The 21,814-nt window shown below is 68.0% G+C and carries 20 protein-coding genes; all 20 read right to left on the bottom strand.

What is annotated here, in order from left to right:
- Nucleotides 1-8: 8 nt before the first annotated feature.
- The 20 genes from FWJ24_RS14315 to FWJ24_RS14220 all read right to left on the bottom strand — a co-directional run bounded on the left by FWJ24_RS14315 (nt 9) and on the right by FWJ24_RS14220 (nt 21,783).
- Nucleotides 9-707, bottom strand: a complete 699-nt coding sequence (locus tag FWJ24_RS14315) for a DUF2793 domain-containing protein (protein WP_150288516.1) — start codon at nt 705-707, stop codon at nt 9-11.
- Nucleotides 708-735: 28 nt separating this feature from the next.
- Nucleotides 736-1,947 carry a hypothetical protein gene (locus FWJ24_RS14310; RefSeq protein WP_150288515.1) on the bottom strand — a complete coding sequence of 404 codons (1,212 nt, stop codon included), beginning with the start codon at nt 1,945-1,947 and terminating at the stop codon, nt 736-738.
- 12 nt (nt 1,948-1,959) lie between these two features.
- Nucleotides 1,960-5,775: a baseplate multidomain protein megatron gene (locus FWJ24_RS14305; RefSeq protein WP_150288514.1), complete on the bottom strand. Its 3,816-nt coding sequence runs from the start codon at nt 5,773-5,775 to the stop codon at nt 1,960-1,962.
- A gap of 11 nt (nt 5,776-5,786) precedes the next feature.
- Nucleotides 5,787-6,419 (bottom strand): hypothetical protein, encoded by a 633-nt coding sequence (locus FWJ24_RS14300; RefSeq protein ID WP_150288513.1) that lies wholly within the window; start codon nt 6,417-6,419, stop codon nt 5,787-5,789.
- Nucleotides 6,419-6,853, bottom strand: a complete 435-nt coding sequence (locus FWJ24_RS14295; RefSeq protein WP_150288512.1) for an NlpC/P60 family protein — start codon at nt 6,851-6,853, stop codon at nt 6,419-6,421. Before FWJ24_RS14295 ends, FWJ24_RS14300 begins: the two co-directional genes overlap by 1 nt.
- Complete coding sequence (locus tag FWJ24_RS14290; RefSeq protein ID WP_150288511.1) at nt 6,850-7,689, bottom strand: DUF2163 domain-containing protein; 840 nt, start codon at nt 7,687-7,689, stop codon at nt 6,850-6,852. Before FWJ24_RS14290 ends, FWJ24_RS14295 begins: the two co-directional genes overlap by 4 nt.
- A gap of 3 nt (nt 7,690-7,692) precedes the next feature.
- Nucleotides 7,693-8,259, bottom strand: a complete 567-nt coding sequence (locus FWJ24_RS14285) for a DUF2460 domain-containing protein (RefSeq protein ID WP_246155703.1) — start codon at nt 8,257-8,259, stop codon at nt 7,693-7,695.
- A gap of 11 nt (nt 8,260-8,270) precedes the next feature.
- Nucleotides 8,271-11,627: a phage tail length tape measure family protein gene (locus FWJ24_RS14280; RefSeq protein WP_150288509.1), complete on the bottom strand. Its 3,357-nt coding sequence runs from the start codon at nt 11,625-11,627 to the stop codon at nt 8,271-8,273.
- A gap of 12 nt (nt 11,628-11,639) precedes the next feature.
- Nucleotides 11,640-11,861 carry a DUF7697 family protein gene (locus FWJ24_RS14275; protein WP_150288508.1) on the bottom strand — a complete coding sequence of 74 codons (222 nt, stop codon included), beginning with the start codon at nt 11,859-11,861 and terminating at the stop codon, nt 11,640-11,642.
- A gap of 95 nt (nt 11,862-11,956) precedes the next feature.
- A complete protein-coding gene (locus FWJ24_RS14270) occupies nt 11,957-12,334 on the bottom strand; it encodes a hypothetical protein (RefSeq protein WP_150288507.1) in 378 nt (125 codons plus the stop codon).
- A gap of 22 nt (nt 12,335-12,356) precedes the next feature.
- Nucleotides 12,357-13,604 carry a phage tail tube protein gene (locus FWJ24_RS14265; protein WP_150288506.1) on the bottom strand — a complete coding sequence of 416 codons (1,248 nt, stop codon included), beginning with the start codon at nt 13,602-13,604 and terminating at the stop codon, nt 12,357-12,359.
- A gap of 135 nt (nt 13,605-13,739) precedes the next feature.
- On the bottom strand, nt 13,740-14,174 hold the full coding sequence (locus tag FWJ24_RS14260; protein WP_150288505.1) for a hypothetical protein: 435 nt from the start codon (nt 14,172-14,174) through the stop codon (nt 13,740-13,742).
- A 13-nt stretch (nt 14,175-14,187) separates the two neighbouring features.
- Nucleotides 14,188-14,820 carry a DUF6441 family protein gene (locus tag FWJ24_RS14255; RefSeq protein ID WP_150288504.1) on the bottom strand — a complete coding sequence of 211 codons (633 nt, stop codon included), beginning with the start codon at nt 14,818-14,820 and terminating at the stop codon, nt 14,188-14,190.
- Between the two features lie 4 nt (nt 14,821-14,824).
- A complete protein-coding gene (locus FWJ24_RS14250) occupies nt 14,825-15,139 on the bottom strand; it encodes a head-tail joining protein (protein ID WP_150288503.1) in 315 nt (104 codons plus the stop codon).
- 1 nt (nt 15,140) lies between these two features.
- Entirely contained in the window at nt 15,141-15,476 is a 336-nt protein-coding gene (locus tag FWJ24_RS14245; RefSeq protein ID WP_150288502.1) for a DUF2190 family protein, read from the bottom strand.
- 48 nt (nt 15,477-15,524) lie between these two features.
- A complete protein-coding gene (locus FWJ24_RS14240) occupies nt 15,525-17,504 on the bottom strand; it encodes a prohead protease/major capsid protein fusion protein (protein WP_150288501.1) in 1,980 nt (659 codons plus the stop codon).
- Between the two features lie 10 nt (nt 17,505-17,514).
- Entirely contained in the window at nt 17,515-19,035 is a 1,521-nt protein-coding gene (locus FWJ24_RS14235; RefSeq protein WP_246155702.1) for a phage portal protein, read from the bottom strand.
- Complete coding sequence (locus FWJ24_RS14230; protein WP_150288500.1) at nt 19,032-19,241, bottom strand: phage head-tail joining protein; 210 nt, start codon at nt 19,239-19,241, stop codon at nt 19,032-19,034. Before FWJ24_RS14230 ends, FWJ24_RS14235 begins: the two co-directional genes overlap by 4 nt.
- A 9-nt stretch (nt 19,242-19,250) precedes the next feature.
- A complete protein-coding gene (locus FWJ24_RS14225; RefSeq protein ID WP_150288499.1) occupies nt 19,251-21,281 on the bottom strand; it encodes a phage terminase large subunit family protein in 2,031 nt (676 codons plus the stop codon).
- The gene (locus FWJ24_RS14220; RefSeq protein WP_246155701.1) at nt 21,229-21,783 is read right to left on the bottom strand and encodes a hypothetical protein; all 555 of its coding nucleotides are present in this window, start codon (nt 21,781-21,783) and stop codon (nt 21,229-21,231) included. The genes FWJ24_RS14225 and FWJ24_RS14220 overlap by 53 nt, the downstream gene beginning before the upstream one ends.
- Nucleotides 21,784-21,814: the final 31 nt, after the last annotated feature.

Here is a 21,814-nt window from a genome sequence, read left to right as displayed (position 1 = left end):
ACTTCAGATCACGCGGTCGGGGCGGTGAAGGCGAGCGCGTAGAGGACGACGCGCACGCGGCCCGCGGTGAAGTTGCCGCCAGCCGCCGTCACCCGGATCGGCGTATTGGCGTAGAAGGCGGTCGGACCGATCACGCCGATATTGTTCGAACCAACCGCGATGCCGAGTGAGCCGCCGAACTGGCTGGCGTTGCCAGCGACGCCGACGCCGTAGGAGGTCGCGCCAGTGATCGCCTGCGTGGTTCGCGAGGCGACGGCCAATACGATCATGCGGTCGGCGATCACGGCGGTGGTCGTGTCGACGAACGCGCCGGTGAGCGTCAGTTCCTGTTCAAGCGCCACGAGCCGGATCGCGCCGCCATTGGGCGTGCCGACGATGCGATCGCGCCAATCGCCATCCGCCCAGACGACCGTGAGCCGCTCGTCCTCGACATGATAGCGCCAGCCGGTGACGGGCACGTAGAACGCCCAGGCATTGACGTTCCAGTGCGCGATCCGGCCCGCTTGTCCTGCCCATGCGCCGGTCGCGCCGGAAGGCACGATCCAGCGCTCGCCATTCGCGGGTGACCCGGGCGGCGTGGCGAGCGACCTGCTGCGCACGCTGCCGTGCACGAGCGCGTCAAGCCGGATCAGCGCCTCGTTGTGCGTGACCTCCTTCTGCGCCTGCCCCTGGACGATGAAGGGCAGGCCGAGGTTCGGCGTCGTCATGGCGGATGCTCCGGGAGATTGGGACGGTTCAAGCGAAGAACATGTCGCCCACGACGTCACCGGCCGTGACCGCCGTGGCGTCAGCGTCCGCGAAGCCCGAGACGATCGTGCGGCCGATGCCGGTCGAGAATCCGATTCCGGCCGGTATGTCGTGCTGGGCGAGGCCGTTGGGCGGGATCGCGATGGTGAGGACGACGCCGGTCCCGGCGGTCGGCGCGCTGGCGATGTTGTGCAACTTCACGTAGCGCCAAGCGGCCGCCGCATTGCCGAGGCACCAGCCGACGAGCCGGCCGGCAGCGGCCTTCACGACTGCAGCGTTGGTCGTGGCCGCAGCGATCACGTGATGGATCGTCGCTGCGCCGGTGGCGGTCGCACGCAACTGCAGGCCGACGTCGCCGATCGCCGCCGTCGTCGCGATGAGGCCGACGTTCATCGTAGTGATCGGCCGGGCGTCCTGTCGAAAGACAGCGACGGCCGCGACGGTGCCCGAGCCGTAGGTAGAGACGCGCGCTCGGAAGAAGCGCGCGAACACCGGGAAGACGAGCATGGCCGCGGTTGTGGAAGTCGAGGGATTGTTGCCGGCAGAAGCGGCCGTCCAGAGGGGCGTAGAGCCGGTGACCGCCGACCAGGTCAAGCCGTCGTTCGAGACCTCGTAAGCAACAGTGCATCCGGTGCCCGGATTGGTGATCTGCACCGCGACAGAATTGAAGGCGGGAGCGTCCGGAGGCGCGCAATCCTGGGTGAACAGAGTCGCTGCCGATGTCGCAGAGCCGGTGACGAGAAGCCCGTCCGCGGGCCGCGCAAGCACCGGCACGAGCGCTGCCCGGAGCTGCGCGTCGGTGAGTGGGCCGGTGACCGCCTGCGCGGCTGGGAAGTTGGCGATGCTGATCGGCCCGCCGGCGGCGCCAGCCGACCGCAAGAGCCCGGCGAGCGGAGCGTTCCAGCCGGCGTCCGTCGCGGGAAAGGCGATGCGCGCAACGGCGAGGTTCGGCGCCGTCGCGCCGGAGAGCCGCAGCCGCCAGCGCCATCCCGCCGGGATGGGGATTGCGATCAAGGTCGGAGCGGACGCGGCGACCGAGGGGATCGGAATCCAGTTCGAGGTCTCGCCGTCCGGAAGATCCGGAGCGATCGTTTCGGCGGTCACGAGTCCGCCGCCGAACGCCCCGCGCAGCGCGACATGCGCCACGGCGGAATCGCTCGCGACGGCGTCGGAGACGCCGTTGCCGGTGAAGATGTGCATGGATGTAATCCCTTAGAGTGTCGCGATTGTCGACGTGCCGCGCCCGATCGCGGTCGAGAGCTGGACGACGCGGACGGTGACGCTCGCCTGCGCCGACCCGAAATCGGCGACCTGCTGGGCGGCGGTGTAGATCGCGGTAGGCGCGGAAGCGGTGATGGTCCGGACCACCGTCGCGCCGTTCATCACATCGACCTCGTAGCGCTCGGTCTCTTCATTGAGGGGAACATCCGTCAGATCGCGCCACCAGCCGCCATGGCGGGTGCGGCGGATCCAGCTGATCGACAAATCGCCCGCGCCATTGCGCGTGCCCCGCACATGCGCCGGCGACCATGGCTTCAGGGCCTCGCCGCCATTCGCGAAGGTGATTTGCCCGGACTGGTCCCCGGTCGGCCCCTGTGGCGCCGGCGCGAAGCGCCAGGCGATGGCGAGGCCGATGCTGGAGGCCGAGAAGGTCGGGCGTTCAAGCCGGCCCGGATCGAGCAGCACGAAGCGCGAGCCGATGGCGTGCGTCGCGATCCGGTGCTCGGTCCCGAGCCGCCCGCGCAGCAGGCGCGAGAGCCGATACCGTCCCGGCCCGATCAGCACCGCGTTGGCGAACTGGATGATCTCGCCATTGATCAGCGCGCCGTTCGCGCCATCGAGGATGCGGGTATCGGGCAGGCTTTCGAGCGAGCCGAAGGCGAGTTGAACCTCGACCGAATTGCCGTTGTCCCAGACATGCGCCGGTCCCGGCGCCAGCGCGGTCAGCGTGTCGCCGATCACCGAGGCGACGTCGGCGACGCCGGAGACGGTGTAGTCGAGCCCGTCCGCTGTCGGCCGGAACAGCGAGACGCCCCGGAACGGCGCGCCGCCGAGCGAGCATGCGGCCATATAGAACGAGGTCGCTTCGCCTGCCTCGGCTTCCGTCAGCAACGGCAGGTCCATCAGTTCGACCCGCGTCGGCGCGGCGGTGTCCGGCACGTTCGGCTGGAGGTCACCCGATCCGGTCGGCACGGTGACGAACTGCGGCAGGTCGCCGTCGGTGGCGACGCCGCGCACCAGCACGAGCCCCGGCTTGCCATAGGTCACGGACGTCACCCGGAAGCGGCGGATTGCGCCATCGACCGGCACCTCGATCACGTCGGTCGGATCGATGCGGATCGCGCGCGTCGGCAGCTTGGCTTCGAGCGTGACGCGGCCCTGCCAGATTTCCCGGAGCGCACGCTGAGCGATGGTCTGAGCTTCCTCGACCGAGAGGATCAGCGGCAGCGAGAAGGTGGTCACGCTGCGCGACGTGCCGAGCTGCCTGCGGCCCGTGACGGTCGAACTCTGGTAATCGCGGGCCTCATCGAGATGCACCACGTCGATCGAGATCGGCAGTTCGACATCCTGCGCGCGCTCGATGCGGATGCGCGCCCGGTCCCCATCGCCTTCCGCCGCGCCAAGATCATTGGCGTCGATGCCGACGATGGTTCCGCCGCCGCGCTTGACGAAGCGCAGCACCCCGCCGCTCTCGACCGCATCGAAGAAGAACGCGGTCTGCAGGACCGAGATCATCTCGCGCAGCGACTTGCGCTCCGAGACGACATAACCCGAGACCTCATCGGTGAGGCTCGTCACATCGATGTCGGCATTGGAAAGCCCGGCGCGAAGGCACAGATCGCGCACGATCTCGGAGAGCTGCATGTTGCCGATCTTTCCCTGAACCCAATGGCCGAGGCGGTAATTGTCGCCGTCCTGCCAGACCCGTTTCAGCGACGGGAAAAACGGGTAAGGCCGCGCGTCCCAGCACCAGAGGAAGCGCGGCCCGATCATCCGCCGCCCCTGGCCGTCGAGCGGATTGTTGGCAGGGTCCCGCCACCAATCCTCGGTGCCCTTGATCGCGACGCGCTGGACCACGCGGTCCACTGATCGGTTCGAGTACCAGGGGTAGAAGCTCTCCGCCGACTTCGGATCGACGAAGACGTTCGGGCGGTTCGGCGAGCAGTGCACCGACGGGAAGCCGTATTCGGTGAGCCAGATCGGCTTCATCTTCGGCGTCCAGGCGGTTGGCCCTCCCGTCGGCACGCCTGCCACGCGCGGCGTGTGGGCGTTGTCCCACCACCAGCGCAGGTCCTTGAGCGCCCAGAACGGCTCGCTGATCGGCGACTGGACACGGTTGGCGCCGCGCCCGGCCAAGTCCCGGTCGGCCTCGCTCGCATAGAAATAGCTGATCAGTTCGCCCGAGCCCCAGCCCGCGCCGATCGCCGCCGGGTCGGTGAGCGAACGGTCGGCGTCAGTGATGGGGAAGTAGGCGTCGATGCCGACCGCATCGATGTTGCTGTCGGCCCAGAGCGCGTCGAGCGGGAAGTCCACGTTCGCGCCGCCGCGATCATGGTAGCGGTATTCCGACCAGTCGGCGGCGTAGGTCACGGTGCAGTTCGCACCGAGCCTGGTCTTGGTGTCCGCCGCGATCTGTTGCCAGAACGGCACGGCGGGATAGGCTCCGCTTCCATCCCGGATGCGGTTGAGGCCGACCATTTCCGAACCGATGGCGAAGGCATCGACGCCACCCGCCTGCTCGCAGAGCGTCATGCAGTGGCGGATGAAGCGGAGATAGCCCGCAGGACGGATGAAGAACCCGGCCACATCCGCCGCAGCGCCGGTGATCCTGCCGCGCCAGGGGAACGGCGCCGGATCGGGCGGCGGGATGTCCATCATGATGAAGGGATAGAAGAGGACCTTGTAGCCGCGCGCTTTCAGTTCCTGAACCGCCCGGATGACCGAACCGTCGCTGATCGTGCCGCCATAGGAGAGAGCGGTCTGCCCGTTTGGCAGCGTGTAGGAGGTGACAACCGGCCACACGGAGCGCCCGCCACCTGCGACCGACCAGATATGCGGCGCGGTCTCAGCCCCGAATGCGCCGGATTGGCCTTGCGCGTACTCGCATTTGGGCACGAGATCGCATGTCGCAACGTCGATCGACGTGCCGAACCAGGCGTAGACGAAGTTGATCCATTCGACGTTCGGCAGTTCGCGCTTCAGATTGTCGACCGAGACGAGGAAGTCCGAGCGCTTCGTGCCGGTGTTGGCGTTGATCGCCGCCTGCGACGTCGCGGAGCCGTGACCGACCTTGCGCACGATCTCGGTGTCGGTGACGAACTCGCCCGAGGCCGGGATCAGGCAGACGCCCTCGACGAGGTGGCGCGCATTGCCGGGATCGTCCGAGCCCCGGTAGATCTCGACCTCGAAGTTCGGAAAGCGGTTGCCGAATGGCGTGAGCTTGAAGTCCTCCAGCATGACCGTGACGAGGCCGCGATGGGCGGGCGTCCGGCCTGCGCCTTCGACCGCCGCCACCAGCGGATCGGCCTGCTGGCTGTCCTCGCCATACCCGACCCGGATCGCGCCGACATGCTCGGGGTCCAGCATCGTGTTGTTGACCCAGATCCGGTAGACCGCCGTGACCGGGCCTTCGCAGACGCCGAGCAGGATGTCGGCCGAGTATTCGTAGCGCGTGTGAACCGTGGTCTGGCGACGACCGCCGCCGCCACCCTTGCCGCCGCCACCCGTGGTCTCGGTTTCGGTGATCGCGGTCTCCCTGATGCCGCGCACCCAGATGATGTTGGCCGCGATCCGCCCGCGTCCCCACACCCTTGGGATCGGCTGGCCGTAAGCGGAGCCCGAGACCTGCAGGTCGGTGACGCGCGCGCCCTCGCTCCTGTTGACGGCCGCGGGGCCTGGGCCGAACAAATCCTGCTCGATCGCCGCGCCGAGATAGGACCCCAGCATCGCGCCCGCCGCCTGGCCGAGCCCGCCGCCAATGGCGTTGCCCGCCCATGCGCCGGCGACGGTCAGGACGAGTTGCGCCATGGATCGGACCTTCAGGCCGTGAGTTCGAACGAGAAGTTGGGCAGGCGGTTGCCGAAGGGCGTGATCGCGAAGCGCTCCAGCACCACATAGGCGAGGCCGCGATAGGCGGGCGCGAGGCCTTCGGTCGCCGCGATCAGCGGATCGGCCGATTGGGTGGCGTCGCCGAGGTAAACGCGACGCGCTGCATAGTGCTCGGAGCCGATGGCGTTACCGTCGGCGAACATCTTTCCGATGCCGGTGATTGGCCCTTCGCAGAGCGCCACCGCCACGTCGCAGAAGTAGACGTAGGTGACCGTCGTGGTGGTCTGCCGGCCCCCGCCACCGCCGCCCTTGCCGCCGCCGCCGACCGTCTGCGTCTGGGTCCGCGTCTCCTCGTCGAAGCCGCGCATCCAGATCACGTTGCCGGATAGCCGCGCCTTGCCATAGACGCGCGGGATCACCGAGCCATAGCCGGATGACTGCACGCGCAGATCCTGCAGGCGCGGGCCGGTGACGACATTGTTGCGCGCGCCGTTGCCGAACAGCTGGCTGTCAACCACGCCGCCCACATAGGTGCCGATCGCCCCGCCAATGGCAGCGCCAAGGCCGGGCAGCAGCAGGTTGCCGATGACATTGCCCGCGACGGTCAGGACGATGCGCGCCATCAGGCGATGCCCGGCAGGCGAAAGGCGGCGCGCGTCTTCTCGATCCAGAACCCGGTCAGATCCTGTTCGACAACGGCTCCGGCCTCCCGGTAGCAATGCAGCAGGCGGTTATCCTCACTCAGGAACCCGCAATGGTGCGCCGGACCTTTGCCGACGCCAAACAGCAGGATGTCGCCGGGCAAGGCATCGGCGATGTCGATCTCGGTGGCATGCGCCGCCATCTCGTCGCGCAGGCGCTCTTCCGCTCGGTAAAGCGGCCAGGTCGCGGCGTAGTTCATCGGCTGGGTGATCACGCCAATGAACGGCTCGGCCGCGCCGCGCACGAAGCCGATGCAGTCGCAGCCCGCGCCCTTCACCGCCGCCTGGTGATGCCAGGGCGTGCCGAGCCACGTCCGCGCCTCGGCGATCAGGGCGGCACGCGTGAAGGCGGTCATGAGCGCACCGGATAGGAGAACACCTTGTCGTTCCCCGGAATGTGCGGCTCGCCCTGGAAGTTCAGGATGTTGGCGAACTTGGCGTTGCAGGTCTCCGGTGTCTTGTCGCAACCGGCGACGAGCACGATCTGGTCGCCGACCACGATGGGCCGCGGCATCGGCACGAACAGCCGGATGGTCTGGCCGTCATGTAGCAGCACCTCGTTGACCGCGCCCGCATTGGCGCCGGTCGTGAAGGTCGCCTTGCCGAAGGTGAAAAAGCCCGTCGCGCGCGCCGTGACGATCCGCACCGTGTCGGCGGCGATCACCTGCGTGACCGCATAGGTATCCGTGCGCGGGCCGAGCGCCACGCCGCATTCGCTCGATCCGAGGTCGACGCGGCACAGGCGCGAATAGAGCTTGCCGGCGGTCTGCTGCAGCCGGTTCGACAGGCCCCTGATCTCGGCGGAGAAGCGCTGATCGGCGCGCTTGATCTCGCCGAGAAAGCCCTTGCGCAGCAGGAGCCGTCCCTGGCCAAGGTCTGCCCAGTTGACGATGAAGACCTCGATCCGCGCGCCATCGAACAGCCCGGCGATTAGGTCCTCGGCTCGCAGCGCCGCATCGTCGAGGAAGCCGTCGACATCGAGATTGTCGACGGAGAGGTCGGAGGCGGTCTTGATCGCGGACGGCAGGAAGCCGGTCGACGCGACATAGGTCAGCCCATCGACGACCAGCTCGCGGTCATGGTCGGTGAAACCGCGAACCCAGCCATCGGCCCGTTCGAGCCGCCAGCAGGTCGCAAGCGTGGTCACCTCGCCGGCGAGATGCGCGGCAAGCGCGGGGGTGGTGGGTTTCATGGGTCAAGCCCTGATCTCGACCAGCGGGATCGACTGGACGTTCTGCAGGTTATAGGCGCGGCTGATCACCTGAAGGTGGTCGGTGTCGAAGCGCACGGGCACGTCGAAACGGAAGGTCGCGACCGGCGTCGCCGCCGGGGCCGCGCCGAAGGTGAGCCGACCCGTCGCGTGATCGATGGTCGGCGTGACGACGTTACCGTTGACGCGCACCACGACCGAACCGACCACCGGGCGGGTGATGGTGCGGATTTCGACGACGGGGCCAGACGGATAGCGCTTCACCAGCTGGAACACCGTCGCACTGACCGCCTGGCATTGCTGGTCGGTGGCTTCGAAGTCGCCCCAATCCCGGAAGCGGAAACCGAAGGCGCGGCCCTTGCGGGCGCGGAAGAAGGCGATCACCTCGGCCATCTGCTCGCGGGTGCGGATGCCGGTCGAGATGTCGTAGCGGGCGCGCGAGGCCGACCAGTTCTGGTTGCGCTGCTCGAAGCCGGACGCGACCATCACCACGTCGGTCGAGTATTCTGGGCCGCCGGTCGCGCCGCGCGCGATGGCGTCAGGGAAGGACACGTCATGGAAGCTCAAAGGTTTCGCCTCGCCCTTTCAAGCGCCGAGGCCATCTCGGCGGTGATCTGGCCCTGCGCCCGGCGGAACGAGCCCGCGTCCGGGGTCGTGATGTTGAACGTTACCATCATCGGCGCGGCCTGCTCGCCCCGCTGGTCGTAGGCTGCGGTTTCCTTGCGGTTCAATACCCGCTCGCCGGTTTGCAGGATGGCCGGCACCTCGCCGGGCCGGATGTAGCCGCCGCCATGAAGGCGCGGCGCGCCCGCGAACAGGAGGGCCGGCAAATTGCGGCCCGGCCCTCCCGCGCCGACCAGCCCGCCCTCATGGAACAGACCGGCGAATATCTTCCCGAGTTCTCCGAAGATGCCGCCGCCGGTCGCCAACGTCGGTGCATTGCCGCCGAACAGGAAGTTCTTGAGCGGATTCATCACCGCGAGCTTGATGAGCTCGTTCATGATGTCGTTGATCGCCGCCTGGCCGGCATCCGCCCACGATTTCCAGTCGGTCTTGCCTTGCGCCAGCAGCGTTCCGAACCGGTCGAGCGCGTTGCCGATCGCGCCCTGCAAGGCCCGCTGCGTCGCTTCCTGCCGCTGCAGTTCCGTCGTCAGTTGCTGCAACCGGACGGCATTGGCGACAATGGCGCGGCCTTCCTCGCTCGCGAGGTCGATGCCGCGCCGGCGCAGATCCTGTTCGGCGCGCATGGTCGCCAGCACCGTCTCACGCTGCTGGGCGGAGGCGCCGATCAGGCCGATCTGGGTCTCGATCAGGGCGATCTCGGCGCGCTGATCCTGCAAGGCGACTTGCGCCTCCGCCTGGCGCTCAAGCGCGAACTGGCGGCGGGCGGCGGCAAGCGCGGCCTGTCCCTCGGCTCCCGCCGGATCGATCCCTTGCCGCCGAAGCTGCTGCTCGGCGCGGATCATGGCGATGGCTTCCGAGCGGGCCGAGACGCCCTGCTTCAGGAGCTCGACCTCGCGGGCGAGACCGGTGTTCTGCTGCTCGTAATCAAACGCCGCCTCGCGACCCGTCGTCTGGCGCCCCAACTGGTTGAGCCGCCTGATCTGCTCGCGGGAGTAACTGGCCTCGGGATCGTTCGGGTCGATCCCGAGCCGCTTCAGCTCCTGCTCGAAACGCAGCTGATCGACGCCCTCGCGACGCGCGGCCGGGCCACGCCGGACCAGCGACAGTTCCCGCTCACGCAGCGCGATCTCGTCGCGGCGTCGTTCGATGCCTTGAAGAAGGTCCGTGCGGTTCTGCTCGCGGTGAAGCTGCTCGTAGGCTTCGCGCGTGCGGTCGATGATGCGACCGAGCTTCTCCTTGGCCTCGCCTTCGGCCAGCGTCTGCGCCGTGATCAGCGGGCGCAGCGCCTGCTCGACCTGCATGATCTGCTGGGCGCGCTGGGAAGAGAGCGCACCGGACGCGATCGCTTCGTTCAGCCGACGCTGGCCGTCGATCTGGCGGCCCAGTTCCGATACCTGCCGGGCGGCCTCGACCGCCTGTTCGGCGATCCGTTCCCGCAGAGCCTGCCGCGCGCGGGTTTCGGCGTTGACGCCCTCGCGGGCCTGATCGACGAGCCCTTGCCGGCGTGCTTCCGCGCGCGCGGCGGCCTCGGCGCTTTCGAGATAGGCCTCGGCCAGAGAGAGCGTCGCGCGGATCGAGATGTCCGTGGCGGAGGTCTGCTCCACCACGGCCTGCGTCGCCGCATCGACCGAGGGTCGGTAGCGGGCGAGTTCCGTGATGACACGCCGGTAGGCCGCTTCGACCTCCGCCACATCGGCCAGTTTCGAGCGGACCAGCGGATCGGCGAGCGCGGCGCGGAGCACGCCTTCCTGCGTCCGCAGCCGCTCGATCTCGCGCGCGCCGGGGTTGGTGTCGCGGGCGATCTCGCCAGCGCGCACCGATTGCTCGTTAGCGCGGGCCTCCGCGGCGATCCGCCTCGCACGCTCCTGTTGGTCGTTGAGCTGCCGTTCGAGTTCAGCGATCCGCCGCTCGACCTGAGGCAGCATGAGCGGCACGACATTGCCGCGCACATTCGCCCTGAGCCGCTCCTGCTGCCAGCGCAGCAGGTCCAGTTCCTCCGTGGGTGTGCGGCCATCCACCGCCCGGTCGACGGCCTTGCCCAGCGCGTCGAAGGCATTCGAGGCCGAGCGCCCGACGAACTGCCAGGCCCGCCCGAGCGCATTGACCGCCTGTTCGGCGTCGGCCAGCGAGGGCGCAAGCGCGTTCAGGATGACGCGCTGCGCTTCCGCCCGGTTGTTCTGATCGACCAGCGTGCGGACATAGGCGCGGGTGCGGTCATCCAGGAAGCGGATGCGGTCGTTGAGTTCATCCGCACCGCGCAACGGATCGGCCAGCGCGCGGGCGAGTTCCTCCGCGCCCTGCGTGGTCTCGACGCCGAGCGTGACGCCAAGATTGCGCGAGACCGCGATGGCGCGGCCCATTTCTTCCGCGCCGATCTTGCCTGTGCGCAGGAACGCGACCTGCATGTCACGCGCCGACGACACCGAGACCTTGCCGGCCTCGGCGGAGGATTGCGCGACCTGCTCAAGCTGTGCGGCGGTCGCGCCGGACGCGCGGCCGACACCGGCGAGCGCCGTGGCGACAGCTCGTGTCGAGGCGTCATTGGCGAACCACGCCGCCGTGAGCACGCCAACCGAGACGGCAACGCCGGCAATGACTCCGCCGACGACGCCGATGGCGGAGCCGAGCGTCATGATCGTGCCGCGCAAGCCGCCGAAGGCCTGCGTCACCTGTCCGCCCTGCTGCATCAGGATGGTCATCGGCGACATGCCGGTGGACATCGACGCGATCACGTCGTTCACCGTGTACTGAAGCGTCATGACCTGCTGGGTCGTGAGCTTCGAGTTGGCGCCAACGCCCTTGATCGCCTGCGCGGTCTGATCGAAGCGCGACTTCGCCAGCGCATTCGCGGCCGCCTGCTCGGCGGTCGTGATCGCGCCACGGCTGGCGAGCGCCGCATGCTCGGCGAGTTCGGCATTGAGCCGGTCCTGCGCGGCGGCGAGCGGATCAAGCGTCGCGCGCAGCGCCCGGGCGCGGGTCTCGTAACGTTCGGCTTCCCTCGCGGCCTGTTCGAAGACTTCCGCCGACGCGCGCGCCGAACCCGCCGCCTGTCGGTCGACGCCCAGAACCTGATTGAACCGTCCCTGCGCGGCCTCGGCCTGAGCCGCCATGCGGGCGGCTTCCGCCAGACGCTTGAACCGGGCAGTTTCGCGATCGGTCGCGGCTCCCGTCTTCTCAAGCGCCCGATCGACCTGCCCGAAGGCCTGCGTGCCCGCCTGGCCGACCTCCTCGAAGGCGCGCTTGACCTCCGCCTTGCCTTCGACGCCGAGGCGGATCGAGACATTGGTGGTGGACATGGGTAGGTTTGCTCAATCGCGATTGGGACGGCCAGCGTCGCGGCCGTAGGCGGCCACGACGATCGGCTCGATCTCGGGGAGGATGTCGGCCAGCAGCGGCGAGGCTGCATCCATGGCCTCAGCCAAAGCGAGCACCGCGCCGAAGTCGATGGCGTAGACACCGCCCATCACGGCGCGCACCTGTCCCGCGCAGCGGCGGATGACCTCCCAAGCAAGAAGCCCCTCGGCCGTCACGGGCGCGTGCTCGACATAGGCGCAAGCCCCACATCGCGACGGACAGGCAGCGCAGTAGCCCTCGCCGCCCTCGAAGTGCCAGCGCGCGAGGGCGATCAGACGTTTTTTTCGTCAAGCCTCGTCAAGGCCGGGCCGACATAGAGCCGATCGATGGCGTCGAAGGCCGGCCAGACCTCGAGCAGCTGATTGATAGCGACCGGGTTCGGATCGATCGGCTTGCCGCCGGCATCGCCGATGCCCTCCCACGCCACGATGCCGCTCAGCGCGAGAGAGCGCGTGAAGGCCGCGCCGGCCGCGACCGTGGTGCTCCGGTCGAGGGCCATGGCGCCCTCGACCTTCGTGCCGAGAGACTCGGCGGCGGCGGCGCGGGCGACGAGCATGTCGGCGACGGAGATCGGCCGGAACTGGATGCGCACGCCCGGCAGGATGTCGAGCCAGAAGGGCTCGCGGGATGGTGTCGAGAGCTTGAGCAAGGGAGCCTCCTGTCGGAACGGGTCAGTAGGACGCGATGTCATTGGTGAGCACGCAGGTCGCGGCGCGGTTCAGCACCGGATCGATCGCGGCCTGGAATGCGAACGGGGCCTGCACGCCGCCCGGCCCCTGGATCTGACGGTCGCCGCGCGGCAGGAAGACCCGGTGCGCGGTCCAGACCAGCGATGCGGCTGCGCCGGCCGCCCAACGGAACTGAAGCTCGCACGGCAGGCGGTTGGTGGCCTGATCGAGAAGGACGCGGTCCTCGAAGCGGGTGGTGATGTTGCCGGTCAGCGCGATGATGCCCGGATCGGCATCGGCGATGCGCCCGTCGCTGCGGATCACCTCGACTGCTTCGAGGTTGTTCGAATAGGTGAGTTCCGCCGAGATGACGTTGCCGAGCGCTACGTTGTTGCGCCGGACCTCGCCCTGGAACTGGCCGAAGCGCTCCAGCACGAACTCCGACAGCGTGCCGGACTGCGCCGTGGAGGCGATGGTCTCGCCCTGCGCCATGATGTTGAGCGAGGCGGTCAGAAGCCCGGATCGCTGCGCCTGAACCTGGAAGCTGTTGATGCGCGCGCCGTAGTTCATGCCGAAGAAGGGCACGTCGGGAAGCTGGACCTCGATCGACATCGAGGGGAGAGCCTGCGCGCCCGAGAACCAGGTATGGCTGTTGGCGCCGCCCGACAGCGTCGCCCCGGACAGGCTAGCGCGCGTTGGCGCGTTCGTCGCCAGCGTCCGCGCATTGCCGCCCGGTCCCAGCGCCTTGGCGGTCAGGTTGACGACCGTGCCAACCGCCGCGGCCGCGACGTTCGCGCTCGGATTGATGATCGCGGCGAGCGCAGTGGCGGTGAGCGCCGCCGTGCCGCCGAGGTTGAACTGCTGGCCCGTCGCGCCGGAGGCGACGGCGGTATAGACCGTGCCATCGACCGTCACCGTGTCGTTGACCAGAAGGTTCGCGGTCAGCGTGATCGTTCCGGTGGCTGCGTTCGCGGCAACCGTCGTCGGCGCGCCCATCAGGCCGCGCAGCCAGACGCCGATGTTGCGGGTATCCACGGGAACGACGAGATCGCCCGTGTTGGTGATCACGTCATAGACCGGCGCCAGCGGCTCGCGGCCGAAGCCGAGAAGCTCGCTGGCGATCAGGCCCTGTTCCTCGCCGATGTTGACCGAGGCGAATGGCATGCGGCGAAAGCCGGTGCCGGGCGGTGTGCCATAGGTGCTTTCGAACACGGCGGCGAGAGCCGCGTTCACGCCGCGTGCGCGAGGCATGGGTTGTTCTCCATCTGGTTTGGTGTAGGGGCCTGAGCGGGGCCCGACCGGCGCTGTTCAGTGCCGAAGGTCCGAGCGCCGTCGAAGGACCGTCGATCGGTTCCAAATGCCCGAGCGCCGTCGAAGGGCCGTCACTTAGTTGAGCGGATCGGCGGTGGCGTAGGTGGCGACGATCACGACATCGGCGAAGCGGCCGACCTGACTGCCCGTGGTCTCGATATCCTCGGAGGACGGGGCCTCCGCCTCGATCCAGTCGACAAGCCCGCCGAGCCTGCGGTTGGCGATGATCGCCGCGCCGATGGCGGCAAGCATGCCGTCGAGCACCTGCTCACGCGTGAGCGTCGCGCTCTCGAAGGCGGCGATCTCGACGGGAATGCGATGGGTGTAGAGGTAAGATACCGGCGAGAGCGTGACGTCGGGCTCGCCCGGATCGCCATCGCGGATCACGACCAGTCCCCCCGGCGGAATGCGCTCCGGCTTGGCGAGATTGCGCTTCACCTCCGCGCCCGGCAGGGCATCGGCGACGAGCGCCTTGACCGCGCCGAGGACGGTTTCGCGTTTCGAGGGCATGAACAAAGAGCCTTCAGGATCGCGGCCAGTGCCGCGCGATTAGGGTCGGAACGCGCGCGGCTTGCCGCTTCGCGATCGCATCGATGTTGAGCCGCTTGCGGAGCGTGACCTGGGGCACAAGCAGGAACACGATCACGGTTGAATGACCGGTCTTGCGCCTGTTCGCTGCCGCCAATCCGCGCGTGTTGATGCGGGCCGCATCGGCGACCAGAAGCGAAGGGCCGCGCTTGCGGTAGACGAAGCGCAGCCGCATGCCGGTGCGCCGTTCCCAGCCGCCGGGCGTGATGCGTGACGCACGCCCGTTCGGTCCTCGCCCGCGCGTCCCGGCGGCGGGTGTCGGAATCGCCAGCCAGAAGCCTCGCGCCGAGCGAATGGTGACGCCGCGATCGAAAGCGTCGATGAGCTTCGGGGCCTTCGACCAGACGAAGGCTGCGGCTTCGACGCTCTCGCCGACCTCGGGGAATACCTTGCCCCTCCATGTCCGCGAGAGGCGTTCGCCAAGGCCGGATGAGACGACATCTTCGCGCAAGCGCGCCTTCAGCTCGACTGAAGCATCTCGCATCCCGGAGGTGACGGCGCGTTCGATATCCTGCTGCGTGCCCGCCAGCGCCTTGCGCATGTCGGGACGTTCAAGGTTGAAGCGCATGGGATCAGACCTTGACCGCCTCGCAGGTGAGGACGAGCCCCATGGGATCGGATGAGGGCGTCCCGATGATCTTAAAGGTCTCCGTCCCGATCACGACGAGATCGCCCTCATCGATTGCCGCAGCTTCGGTCCTGCGCAGGTCGAGCAGAACGGTCGCCATCAAGGCGCGGGACGCCCCGAACTCGACCACGGCGTCCGGGCGGCGGCGGATGACGCGGACGGGGACACCGGGGCCGATGCCGCCCGCCTGCCACAGAGCGTGCTCGCCAAGGTTCGGATCGGCGAACAGGGTGTCGAGCGCTGCCGCGAACGCGTTCACGTCAGAAGCTGCCGTTCAGCCGAACGCGGCCGATCGTATCGCTGGCGCCGCCTGCCACCGGTTCGGTCGCAGCGCCGATCAGGGTGTTCGATGCGACCACAGTCGTCGCGAGACGTGCGGCGTTGTCCCAGTAGATGCGCGCGCCGACGGCCCATGCCTGGGACGGGGCCTTGCGCAGTTCGACCACGCCCTCGGTGAGGGTCTCGACCTCGGCGTTGATGGCCGCCGATCCGGTCGCGATGCCGAAGATCGCGCCCACCAGCAGTCCATCGCCGGAGGCGACGGCATAGGGGGCGGGAAGCGTGATGGTATTGCCGGGCTGGACGTAGCCGCGCATTGGAGTTCTCCGAGTGTGTCAGATGATGGGGAAGAGTTCCGGCGGCGATCACGCGCCGGGATTGCGGTAGAGGCCGCGCCAGTCGATCGCCTTCGCGCCGAAGTCGAGGCGGCACTTGATCTCGACGCCGTCGACATCGAAGCCGTTGCGCGTCTCGATGTAGGCGCCTTGCTGGCCTTCGAGATAGGCGTACTCGATGGTGTCGATCTGGGCGGGGTTCGCGGCGAGATACCAGGCGGTAAGGCTCGCGGCGTCGAGACGAGGCTCGGAGATCGGCGTCAGGGTGCGGATCGAGGACGGGACCACGTTGCCGGTCTGGGCCGGCACCAAGTTCTGCGCCACCAGCTGCTCGGCCGCGAGTTCGAGCGATGCCGGCACGATGAGGTAGGCGGGCCGGACATTGAGGATTGTCTTCTTGTCGAGGCCGGTCTGTCGGGCCATGGCCGCGCGCGCCGCGCCGATCGCGGTGACGCTGAGCGCGGTGGCCGGGTTCGCCAGATTGCCGTGGTTCTGGTGGAACAACGCGATGGAGTCGCTCATTGCGGCGTTGGCCAGGATGATGCCCCAGACCACGTCGCTCTCCAGCGTGGCGATTGCCGTGCCATACATCGCCGGAATGCGGGTGAAGGCGTCGAGATCGTCGTTGATGAGGACCTGCCGGGTAACCGCAACGACGCGTCCGTAGGTCTCGACACGGTAGCTCTCGCGCCCTTCGGCAAGAGTGCCGCGCTTGAACTCGCCGCCCTCGTTGACCTTCACGAGCTGCGGCGCTTCGCCGAGCTGGACACGGTGCATCGCCTTGAAGTCGGTCGCGAGAACCTGCCGGCAGAAGGGAACGTAAGTGCGCGGATAGGCATCATAGGCCTGCCGCAGCGTCTTGCCCGTCACGGCGGCGAGAACTTCGGGGAAGTCCGAGGTGGAGTGAAGGGCGCGGGTGGCGATCTCATCACGCGACATGCCCCGGACATTGACGCCCGAGCTTGAGAGGAACTCGCGGGCGTGCTCCACCAGCGTCATGCCGCGATATTCCCGCGCCGGTTCGCTCAAGGGGAAGAGCGTCGGCGAGTAGCGGTGCAAAAGAGCGTTCGACACGGCGTCACGACGCGTGACGCGCTCATCGCGGCCGCCGAGCGGGATGCTGACCTGAGGCGAAACCCGCGTCTTCTCGGCGTCGGTCGCGACCTTGTCGAGGATCTCGCTGCGCGCCGCATCAAGCGTCACGCCGCGCTTGACGAGATCGTCGGCGAAGCTGCGCTCGAGGTGGAGGCGGCCGGCAAGATCGTAGATAGTTCCGACCCGCTCGCGTTCGGAATCGCGCGCGCGGGCGGCGATCGTCTCCGCATCGATCACGGGTGTGGTCGGCACGCGATCCTGCGGTTCAGGCGCGGCCTGGCGCGTCTGCGTCTCAGTGTTGTCGGTCACAGCGTCGTCCATGGCTGCTTTCTCCTTGGATGGAGCGTCGGCGCGGTGGACGACGCAGGGGTGAAGGGGCAAAGAACTTTCGGAGGATGTCTCGGCGCGGAAACCCGCTGCCGGATCAGCGCCGATCGGCACGGCGGAAATCTCGAAGGGCGTCCAGTCGACCGCGCGCCACAGCTCGGGTGCGCCCGCCTGCCTGGTCACCTCGAAGCGATGGACCTGGTAGCCGATCGAGACCGCACGGATGTGCCCAGCCTCGACGTCCTTCCAGAGCGGTTCGACTTCGGTCCGGTCGGAAAAGCGGACGCGGGCGATGCCGCGCCCGTTCTCGATGCGGGCGCTGCCGGGCACGACCGAGCCGATGACGCTGTCGAGCACGGAAGCATCATGCACCTTCAGGAGCGGCGCGCCCGCGTTCAGGCGATCGAGACGGACGGCGCGCGGATCCATCGCCAGTTCCTCGTCGAACGGATCGCCGAAGAACGGAGTACGGCGCACACGCGCGCCCGTGGACCAGACAACCTCGATGGTGCGCTCGGCCGCATCGATCGACGCAGGCAACAGGTCCGCCGCCCGCGTCAGCGGTGGCAGGTCGATGTTTCGGGTCATGGCGAAAAGCTCAGGTGTCGGGACTGTTGAATTGGCCAGCAGGATCGGCCTGCATCACGCCGGTTTTCGTCACGCGCCGCGGATCGCTGTCGAGAATGAGCCCGAGGGCGTCGATCTTGGCGTTCATGGCAGCGATCTCGGCGAGCACGGCGTCGGGGTTGTGACCTTGACGCGCAATGGCCTGCGCCAGCGACATGGTGCCTGAGCGCAAGGCCAGAAGATCGGCCATCGCGTCCTTCAGTGGATCGACGGCTTCGAAGCGCGGCGGAGACCATTCGACCGCAATGTCCGGCCGGGGCAGTTTCCCGGCTGCCCACGCAGCCTGGCAGAACCAGACCCACATGGGCTGGCAGAGAACAGGGATGACGATCTGCCATTGGACGGCGTCGATCAGGCGGCGAAACTCCACGAGCCCCGCCCGGATCGATGAATAGTTGACCTGACTGAGGTCGCCGGTCAGCAGCTCGTAGGGCATGCGGAAACCCGCCGCCACGATGTGAAGCTGCGCGCGCAGCCACTCGCCCACACCCGCCGTCGTGGCGGGTTGATTGAAGCGGATGTCTTTTCCGCCCCGCGCATAGGCGATCAGCCCAGGCTCGAACTGCTCGACACGATTGCCGTCGGCATCGACCACCGACGGGGCTAGCCCCAAATCGGCTTCGTCGGCGCCAAGCACGATGCCGACGACGCAGGCTTCCGTCTTCTTGCGGACCAGCTCGGCCTGCGTCCAGTCATCGAGATCGCGTAAGCTGCGCATCACCGGCGTGCCCCATGGGACGCCGCGAACCTGCGTGCGCTGCTTCTCGTAGAGATGCAGGACCTCGCTCGCCGGGATGGCGAGACTTTCGAGACGCCGGCGCATGGTGACGACGGCGTCGCCCGGATGCTGGGCATGGAGCCAATAGGCGCGGCGTCGCCCCAATGGGTCGAACTCGATGCCCTGCAGCAGCCGCCCGCCATCGGCGAGATCGCCGTTGCGGGTGTTGTCCAGCAGATCGGCTTCGATGATCTGGACCTGCAGCGGAACGGAGAGACCATCGCTGAGACGTCGCGGGCGGCGGCGGATCAGCACCTCGCCCGCTTCGATCATTTCCCTTACAGCCAAAGTCTGCAGCCCGAAGATGTCGAGTTGCCCGTCGGCGTCGCAGGCGGCGGTCCACTCCGTCCAGAGCCGATCCACTGTCTCGTCGAGCCTGGCGTCACCCGTCGCAGCGCGCGGAATAATTCCGCTGCCAACGATGTTGTTGACCAGCACGGACACAGCTTTCGCCGCGTGCGGATTGTTGCGGGTGAGATCGCGCATGCGGTCCCGCAGCAATCCGCTGGCGGCGGCGATCTCCGCATCAGCCGATGTTCCTGCCGCCTTCCATCCGTCGGTGCGCCGTCCCTTGGCAGCGCCGTCATAGCCACGGGAATTGCCATGGGTCTTGGCGCTCAGCGCTTCGAAGCTGCGCCGCGCGAGCGCGCGCCTCACACCGGCCTCGGGCGCGGCCCACGCCACCATACGGTCGAGGAAGGTGACCTGGCTCACCGGTCGCCCCGTCCGAACCCGGCATAGCCCGCGATTGGGCGTGATGCGCCGGAGGATGCCGTGATCTCGGTCTCGATGGTGCGGATCCGCTTCAAGAGGTCGTCCGCCGATCCGTATTCGACCGTCTTGCCGTCATAGCTGACCCGGAGCGTGCCGCTGGCATAGGCGCGCTTCAGCGCATCGAGTTCGTCGGTCGTCCAGGCCATGACATATCCTCAGAACCACTTCCCGCGCGGGCCGAGCCAGTCGCTCTGCCGCTTGGTCGATGGCGGGTTTGGACGGGCGAGACGCCCGGCTTCGATGTTCGAGTGCGTGTCGTCGGTGTCCGCAGGCTGGGGGCCGACCTGATCTTCGAGATCGCGCCACTTGTCCTCGGACCAGCGATCGGCTCCGGCGATCCAGACGGCGGCGCGGGCGTAGACCCGGCAGTCCAGAGCCTCGTTGCGTTCGCGAACCTTCTGCCATTCGAGCTTCTGGAAGCCGCGCTTGGTGGTGACGCTCACGAGATGCTCGGCGACGAGCTGCTTCACCCATTCGGCGTCGACGCCGTGGGGCAAGTGCACAAGTCCGGCCGGGCCTTGCGCTCCGTCCGCCGCGTCCTCGTCGGTGGGCTTCGACAACCGCAGAAAACGATAGGTCTCGGTCTTGAAGGTCGAAACCGCGATCGTCCAGAGCCGCGCGCCGCGGCGGATCTTCCGGCCGCCTTCGGTCGCATCGACAAAGGACGGGCCGGTCACCGGCGCCGCGCGATTGAAGCCTTCGACGCCCTTGATGGGAATGACCTGCGCAAATCCCTGTTGCCGCGCCCATGCATAGACGGCTGGCGCTTCGAAGCCTGTGTCGATCGCGAGTTTCGACAGGCTCAGGCGAACGCCATGGGCGTGCGGCCATGTCTGGCCGAGGAGATCCGTCAGAGCCGCCCAAGCCTCGGCGCTGTCCGGGCCGCCGGGAATGACGATATGGTCGACGAGCCAGCTTGCGAGCCCGCGCCCCCAGGCCCAGATCGAGACTTCGATACGATCCTTCTGGATGTCTGCTCCCGCCGTGAGGAACAGGCCGCCGCTCGGCACCGTGCCGATGCGCCAGGGCTCGCGCCGTTCGTAGAGCCGCTGCCAGTCCGGCGCTTCGCCGGTCTCGATCCATGTCTCGCCGAGGACGCCGTTCTTGAAGCTGCGCTTCGCCTCGTCGCTCGTCTGCGCGGCGTCCCACATCCGGGCGATGTCGGCCCATGAGAGCCAGCCCACCGGCGAATAAAGCCCGGAGAGGTGGTAGCCGACCGTTCCCGTGTGCACGCCATCGCGCGTCGGGCGCCATTCGCCGGACATCATCAGAGAGGTCTTGTGATGCTCCTCGATCTGGCCGTCGCAAGACTCGCAGACATAGTGCGCCGTGTGCGGTTGCCCCTTCTCCCAGCGCAGACGCTCGAAGCGGAGCCACTGGCGGTGATCGCAATGCGGGCACGCCACGAAATAGCGCCGCTGGTCGCTCGCCTCGAACTCGCGCTCGATCCGCGACACGCCGTGGATCGTCGGCGTCGAGGTGAGAAAGACCTTCGAGCGCCAGGAGAACGTGCGCGTCCGGGCCTCGGCCAAGGCGACAGGATCGCCTTCCTCGTCGGCGGACGGAGGATAGGCATCGACCTCGTCGAGAAACAGGTAGCGCGCCGGCATGGAGCGCAGGCCGACCGCGCTATTGGCGCCGGTGATGACCAGAAGCCCCGCCGGGAACTCCTTCGACAGAACCGTGTTGCCGGCGTCGCGCGAGCGCTGCGACTTGACGCGCTCGCGCAGAACCGGGCTTTCCGCGATCAGCGGATCGATGCGCTGGCGCGAGAAGCGCTTGGCCAGTTCCACCGTCGGCTGGACTGCGAGCATGGGTCCCGGCGCATGGTGGATGACATAGCCGATCCAGTTGTTCCCGGCCTCGGTCGCGCCGACCTGCGCCGCCTTCATGAAGACGATGCGCCGCGCTGCGTTGCCCGGCGACAGAGCATCCATGATGGCGCGCATGTAAGGCGTGCGGTCCGTGCGATAGCGCCCCGGCTCGGCCGAAGCGCGCGGGCTCAGAAACCGGTGCCGATCCGCCCATTCCGCGACGGTCAGCGCCGGATCGGGAGTGAGCCCTTCGCGCCAGGCCCGGACGAGCGCATCGACGCCTTCGAAGGCGAACAGCTCCTCGGACCGACGTTCTGCGTCAGCGAAAATCTGTGGCGACCTCGGCGAGATCGGCGAGGTGCGCTCGGACATGGGTCTCCAGAACCTTCTGCATCGCGTGCGCTTCGAGGCCGAGCTCCGCCGCCATCAGTGCCGCGATCCGTGCGGGCCAGTTCGCCCACGCATCGCGCTCCTCGCGCGCCAGTCGGAAAACAAGCGCCGTCGCCCGCGCACGATCGATGACCTCGCCCTTCATGCGCTGCAGACGCAGACGCCGTTCCTGAGCCTTCAGCACCTCGTTGGCCGTCTTGGCCTGCAGGAACGTCGTTCCGCCGCCGGCCGGAGACGGCGCAATTCCGCTCTCGCGAAGGGTGTCGCCGACGGCGGACAAGGCCGCATCGGGGACGGGCTTCAGCTTGGCCTCGACGCCATCCCGGCGCTGCTTCGAGGGATCGGTCATCGACGCGCGGCGCGCATCGCTGGCCCGCGCATCGATCGAACCGTCGGCATGCAGGACGAGCCGTCCAGAGGTCTTCGCCTTCTGGATCGCGCCCCGCGACATGCCGACATGGGACGCGTACTGGCGCTCGCTCATGCCCTGCATATCCGCTCCGAAAACATAATGT

The sequence above is a fragment of the Rhabdaerophilum calidifontis genome, assembly GCF_008641065.1.
GTDB classification, from domain to species: Bacteria; Pseudomonadota; Alphaproteobacteria; order Rhizobiales; family Beijerinckiaceae; genus Rhabdaerophilum; species Rhabdaerophilum calidifontis.
This window is presented reverse-complemented; position numbering and strand designations above follow the sequence as displayed.